Below are 6,405 nucleotides of genomic sequence, written 5' to 3' on the forward strand. Positions count from 1 at the left end.
GCACTTTTAAAACTTAAATCGCTCTAAAACTGTGCACTTTTAATTTTTAAATAACATTTTAATTATTAAAACTTGACAAACATGGATTCATGTGATAATATTTTGTTCTAACTTTAAGAGGTATTATGGCTAAGACATATGTTGCAAAAGAAAAAGACATTAAAAGAAAGTGGCATTTGATTGATGCCGAAGGCAGGATATTGGGGAGGCTGGCCTGCCGGATTGCCTCGATATTAAGAGGCAAGGACAAGGCGATATTTACTCCTTACATGGATACCGGAGACCCGGTAGTGGTGATTAATGCAGCAAAGATCAGGGTCACTGGCAATAAGATGGAAGATAAGCTTTATAAGCGTTATTCCGGTTATCCCAGCGGGTTAAAAGAGCAAAATTTGAAGTCATTAATGGAAAAAAAGCCCCAAGACGTTATTTATCATGCAGTTAGAGGAATGCTGCCCCATAACAAACTAGGCAGAAAGCTGATTAAAAAGTTAAAGGTTTACGGAGGGCCTAAGCATTTTCAGCAGGCCCAGAGTCCGAAAGTTTTGGAGGTATAAAGTGGCAGAGAATATATATTGGAGTACTGGCAGGAGAAAAAAAGCTGTAGCCAGAGTTAAACTTTTTAGCGGTAGTGGCGTGTTCAGTGTTAATAAAGAGCCATTAGAAAAGTATTTTCCAATAGAAACCCTTCGTACGCTTATTAAACAACCGTTACTCCTTACAAAATCTATAGATAAGTATGATATGATAATTAACGTCAAAGGAGGCGGTATCAGCGGCCAAGCAGGGGCTGTTCGCCATGGTATTGCCCGGGCTTTGGTTGAGGCCGATACAGGATTAAAGCAGACCTTACGCAGTCTTGGTTTTGTAACCCGTGACTCCCGTATGAAAGAGCGCAAGAAATACGGACAGAAAGGAGCCAGGAGAAAGTTTCAATTTACGAAGCGTTAATATTAACGATAATTAACTGAGATAAAATAACTAAGACCTATTTTGCTTGGCCTGTTTTTCGGGTTGACAAAATAGGTTTTTTATTTTATAGTAATGAGTTATAGTAAATAAACTAAGTGAGAGGAGAAGCCTGATGCTTAAAGTTGCTATTGTGGGAGCTACTGGATATACCGGTGAAGAGCTGGTCAAGATTCTTATTGACCATCCTGAGGCAGAGATAACCTCTCTTACCGCTAAAATAGACCAGGCCTGCAGGATTTCGGATGTCTTTCCCAGGTTTTGCGGAAAAATAGACCTGGAGTGCGCTAATTTAGAAGATATTGCTGAGGTAGCTTCTAAGAGCCAGGTAGTTTTTTTAGCCTTGCCTCACCGGGTCTCGATGAGCATTGCCCCGGAATTTTTGAAATTAGGCAAAAGGGTGATAGATCTAAGCGCTGATTATAGACTAAGGGATATCGCACTCTATGAACAGTGGTATAAGGCCAGACATAGTAGTCCTTCTCTGGCAGAAGAAGCTGTTTACGGTTTACCCGAATTATATCGGGAAGAAATAAAAAAGGCCAAACTGATTGCTAATCCCGGTTGTTATCCTACCGGTATTATTCTTGCCCTGGCCCCGCTTCTTGAAAAAGGCCTTATTGACCATTCAGACATAATTATTGATTCTAAAACAGGTTTGACCGGTGCAGGAAGAAAAGCAGCAATTGAACTGCATTTTTCAGAGATAACCGAAAATTTCAAGGCCTATAAGATTAATCAACATCAGCATTTACCGGAAATAAACCAGGAATTGACAAAACTGGCCAAACACCCTGTTAAAATAACCTTTGTTCCTCACCTGGCTCCGATAAACAGGGGAATATTGAGCACGATCTATCTTAACGAGACCAAAAAGACGGCATTGAAAGATTTGCTTGATATATTTAAGAACTTTTATAAAAATGAGCCGTTTGTAAGGATCAAGGCTGAGGGCCAATCACCTCAGCTTAAAGAGGTTGTTGAGACTAATTTTTGCAATATTGGTATCTGGGCCAGCCAAGACAGTAGGCGGATAATAATAATTTCAGCTATAGATAATCTGGGCAAAGGCGCTGCCGGTCAGGCTGTCCAGAATATGAATATAATGTTTGGATTTCAAGAAACCGCGGGGTTAATTTAGCGATTAGGAATAAATAGAAGGTGGTTAAGCCACAGGATGACGATGGAGATACGATGACGGTGAACATGAAAATAATTAATGGCGGGGTAACCGCTCCCCGGGGATTTAAGGCCAGCGGGATCAATTGCGGGCTTAAAAAAAAAGGTAAAGATTTAGCCCTGATCTATTCGGATATCCCGGCAGAGGCCAGCGCTTTGTTCACTACTAATAAGATTCAAGCAGCGCCGGTCAAAATCAGTAAAAAGAATTTAAAACACGGGCTTATCCAGGCTATTTTAATAAATAGCGGCAATGCAAACAGCTGTACTGGGAAAAAAGGCTTAAGAGCAGCTGGCAGGCTTGATTCCAGCGCAGCCCTGAAATTAGGAATAAAAAGCAAATCTGTGCTTCTGGCGTCAACCGGCATTATCGGTAAGGCCCTGGATGCCGGTAAAATAGAGAAGGCTATGCCGGAGCTAATAAGGCAGTTAAGTTATAAAGGCAGTAATTCAGCCGGCAGGGCGATTATGACTACAGACACTGTTCCTAAACAGATAGCTCTAAAAATAAAGATCAAAGCCAGGCCGGTTACTATCGGCGCTATAGCCAAAGGCGCGGGCATGATCTCACCCAAACTGGCAACCATGCTTGTTTTTATTGCTACAGACGTAAATATTTCTAACTCAGCCTTAACCGCGGCGTTAAAAGAATCAATAGCTAATTCATTCAACCTGATTACTGTTGACGGCGATATGAGCACCAATGATACGGTTTTTATCCTGGCCAATGGATTAGCCGGAAACCCAAAGATAACCAGGAAGGACAGCGATTTTTATGTTTTTCAGAAAGGTTTAAATTTTGCGGCCAGCAGTCTGGCTAAGATGATAGTCAAAGATGGAGAAGGGGTAACTAAATTTATTGAAGTTATTGTCAAGGGCGGGCAAACAAAGAGGGATACCAAAAACGCAGCGTTTAAGATAGCCAATTCCCTTTTAGTAAAAACAGCTCTAGGCGGAAACGATCCTAACTGGGGAAGGGTGGTGTCTAGCCTGGGAAGTTCGGGAGCAAATCTTAAAGAAAATCTGCTCGATATCTATTTTGATAATCTAAAGGTGCTTTCTAAGGGCCGGCCGGTTACGGGCAATAGAAAAAGATTGAAAAAGATACTCAGCGGGAAGGAAGTGACGCTTTCAGTAGATCTTAACTCTGGTAAACATCAAACCACGGTCTGGACCGGAGATTTGTCCAGTGAGTATATCAGGATAAACAGGGGCTATGGAAAAAATCATTGAAAAAGCCGATGTTTTGATCGAGGCACTCCCTTATATCAAGACTTTTAAACAAAAAGTAGTGGTGATCAAGTTCGGCGGAAGTATGCTGCTGAACGATGATGTTCGAACAGGGATTTTACAGGACATGGTATTCTTAAGTTTCGTAGGAATTAGGCCTGTCCTGGTTCACGGCGGAGGACCGATAATAAACCAGAGGATGAAGGCTTCCGGCATCCAACCGCAATTTGTTGATGGTTTGAGGGTAACCAACAAGAAAAGTGTTCCGATAGCAATAGAGGCGCTTTCTGATTTAAACAAACAGATCGTAAAGGAGATCAGGCAGTTAGGGGGGGAAACCAAGGGTTTAGATGAAACCCGGAAAATTTTAAAGGTCAAAAGACATGGTTTATTTAAGACCATTGGTTATGTCGGCGAGATATCCCTGGTAGATAAGAGGCCGATAATCAAATTGATAAACCGGGGATGTATTCCAATAATAGCGCCGGTAGGCGTAATACAAAGCGGCAAAACCAATTATAATATTAACGCTGATGATGTCAGCGCGCATATTGCCTGCTCACTGAAGGCGGAAAAACTTGTTTTATTAACCAATGTTAGCGGTATAATCAGAAATACTGAACAAGGCGGCTCATTGATTTCCACCCTGCATGTTAGCGAGGTGGAAACCCTAATTTCTCACAAGATTATTCAGGGAGGGATGATTCCCAAGATCAAAGCAGCTATGTTAAGTCTGGAGTCAGGTGTTAAAAAAGTTCACATTATTGACGGCAGAATTAAACATTCTCTCTTGCTGGAGATTTTTACTGATAAAGGGATAGGAACTGAGATTGTGAGGGATAAATGAAGACTAAAGAAGTAACGGATCTCTACGGTAAATATGTAGTGCCCACTTATACCCAAAGTCCATTGGTGTTGGTGAGGGGCAAGGGATTAATGGTTTGGGATATTGAGGGGAAACAGTATTTAGACTTTTTCCCCGGCTGGGCAGTCAGCGGGTTGGGCCATTGCCATCCAATGGTAGTAAATGCCGTTAAAGACCAATGTAAAAGGATGATTCACATTTCTAATAATTATTATAACCATTTGCAGGCTAAATTAGCCGGGGTGATATCAAAAAGTTCATTCGGGGGAAAGGTTTTCTTTTGTAACAGCGGAGCCGAGGCAAATGAGGCAGCGATTAAATTTGCCAGGATATATGGGGGCTCAGGCAGATTCGAAATAATAACTATGAAAAACTCATTCCACGGCAGGACACTGGCTACCGTGGCTGCTACCGGCCAGGATAAAATAAAAAAGGGATTTGACCCTCTTCCGGAAGGGTTTAAGCATGCGCCTTTTAATGACTTTGAGGCAGTAAAAAATGCCGTTACGGATAAGACAACAGCAATAATGCTTGAGCCTATTCAAGGGGAAGGTGGAATAAACATTGCTTCGAAAGATTATATGTTTTCGCTTAAGCAGTTATGTAATGAGAAAAATCTGCTTTTGATATTTGATGAGGTTCAGACAGGTATGGGCAGAACGGGTGAGATGTTTTGCTATCAGCATTACGGTGTTATTCCCGATATTATGACGCTGGCCAAATCATTGGGAGGAGGCGTTCCTATCGGCGCAATGGCGGTCAGGGCAGATATAGCCCACACCCTCAAAGCCGGTTCCCATGCTTCGACCTTTGGCGGAAGCCCTCTGGTTTGCCGGGCAGCCCTGGCTGTGTTTAAGGCGATAGAAAAAGACAGGCTTTTAAACAATGTTAATCTTATCAGTAAGTATTTATTTGACAGGCTTGATAACTTAAGAGAAAAATACGGTATAATTAAAGAAATTAGAGGTCTGGGCCTTATGATCGGTGTAGAGCTGAGAGAAGAATGTAAACCGTTGGCAGAAGAATGTGTTAAAAGAGGCTTGCTTATTAATTGCACGCAAGGTAATGTCTTACGGCTTATGCCGCCGCTGATTGTAAGTAAAAAGCATGTAGATAAGGCATTGAGTATTCTGGATAAGGCGTTAGAGTTTTTACCAAAGACATCCTATAAACAGGAACAATGAGGATATCTAAAATAATCTTAGTAATCAAGTATGATCAAAGATCATACCGGGAGTAATGGTGAAAAAGAAAAAAAAGAATTTAACTTCAATACTCGATTTAACCGTTTCTGAGATAAACCAGATATTCAGCCTTACCAGAAAAATGAAGTCTAAAAAAAGTTTTACCACGGCCTTAAAGGGGAAAATTCTCGGCCTTGTTTTTCAAAAACCTTCTCTTAGGACAAGGATTTCCTTTGAAGCCGGGATGTATCAGCTGGGAGGCCGGGTAGTTTATCTTGGACCGGGTGATGCGGGACTGGACAAAAGAGAGCCAGTGGAGGATATAGCCAGGATATTATCGGGGTATTTGGACGGAATAGTTGCCAGGACATTTTCACAGCAGACAGTAGATAATCTGGCAGAATTTAGCACTATTCCGGTAATCAATGGATTAAGCAATTTGCTCCATCCTTGCCAGGTGTTATCAGACATCTACACCATTAAAGAAAAGAAAAAGACATTAAAAGGCCTGAAAGTAGCCTTTATCGGCGATGGAAACAATGTTTGCCGTTCTCTTATTTATGCTGCCGCTAAATTAGGGATAAATCTGACTATTGTTGTTCCAAAAGGTTATGAACCAGGAAGGGATGTTGTGAAGAAGGCTGATTCGGAGTTAATGAAAAGCGGTTCAAAAATAACCGTCACCAATAACCCTTTTAGGGCAATAAATAATGCTGATATAATTTATACAGACGTATGGGTCAGTATGGGAGATGAAAATTCCCGGGCGCAGAGATTGAAAGATTTTAAGCCGTATCAATTAAATTCAGTCCTGTTTAAGAAGGCAAAACCTGATTGTCTGGTTATGCATTGCCTGCCGGCTCACCGGGGAGAAGAGATTACTGCTGAGATAATAGACGGACCTAATTCAATAGTGTTTGATCAGGCCGAAAATAAACTCCATGTTCAGAAGGCGATACTCTTGATGCTGCTGAATAC

Annotated in this window: 7 protein-coding genes; all 7 read left to right on the forward strand. The window is 41.5% G+C overall.

Annotated features, from left to right (window positions below; genetic code table 11):
- Positions 1–125 precede the first annotated feature (125 nt).
- Positions 126–557, forward strand: a complete 432-nt coding sequence (gene rplM, locus U9Q08_05215; GenBank protein MEA3329102.1) for a 50S ribosomal protein L13 — start codon at positions 126–128, stop codon at positions 555–557.
- 1 nt (position 558) lies between these two features.
- Complete coding sequence (rpsI, locus tag U9Q08_05220; GenBank protein ID MEA3329103.1) at positions 559–951, forward strand: 30S ribosomal protein S9; 393 nt, start codon at positions 559–561, stop codon at positions 949–951.
- A gap of 133 nt (positions 952–1,084) precedes the next feature.
- Positions 1,085–2,110 (forward strand): N-acetyl-gamma-glutamyl-phosphate reductase, encoded by a 1,026-nt coding sequence (gene argC / locus U9Q08_05225; protein MEA3329104.1) that lies wholly within the window; start codon positions 1,085–1,087, stop codon positions 2,108–2,110.
- A gap of 20 nt (positions 2,111–2,130) precedes the next feature.
- On the forward strand, positions 2,131–3,381 hold the full coding sequence (gene argJ / locus U9Q08_05230) for a bifunctional glutamate N-acetyltransferase/amino-acid acetyltransferase ArgJ (GenBank protein MEA3329105.1): 1,251 nt from the start codon (positions 2,131–2,133) through the stop codon (positions 3,379–3,381).
- Positions 3,365–4,225, forward strand: coding sequence for an acetylglutamate kinase (gene argB / locus U9Q08_05235; GenBank protein MEA3329106.1), 861 nt, complete (start codon positions 3,365–3,367; stop codon positions 4,223–4,225). The genes argJ and argB overlap by 17 nt, the downstream gene beginning before the upstream one ends.
- Positions 4,222–5,427, forward strand: coding sequence for an aspartate aminotransferase family protein (locus U9Q08_05240; GenBank protein MEA3329107.1), 1,206 nt, complete (start codon positions 4,222–4,224; stop codon positions 5,425–5,427). The genes argB and U9Q08_05240 overlap by 4 nt, the downstream gene beginning before the upstream one ends.
- A gap of 55 nt (positions 5,428–5,482) precedes the next feature.
- A partial coding sequence (gene argF, locus U9Q08_05245) for an ornithine carbamoyltransferase (protein MEA3329108.1) occupies positions 5,483–6,405 on the forward strand: 923 nt, incomplete at its 3' end.

The sequence above is a fragment of the Candidatus Omnitrophota bacterium genome (genome assembly GCA_034717435.1).
GTDB lineage: Bacteria > Omnitrophota > JAUWXU01 > JAUWXU01 > JAUWXU01 > JAYELI01.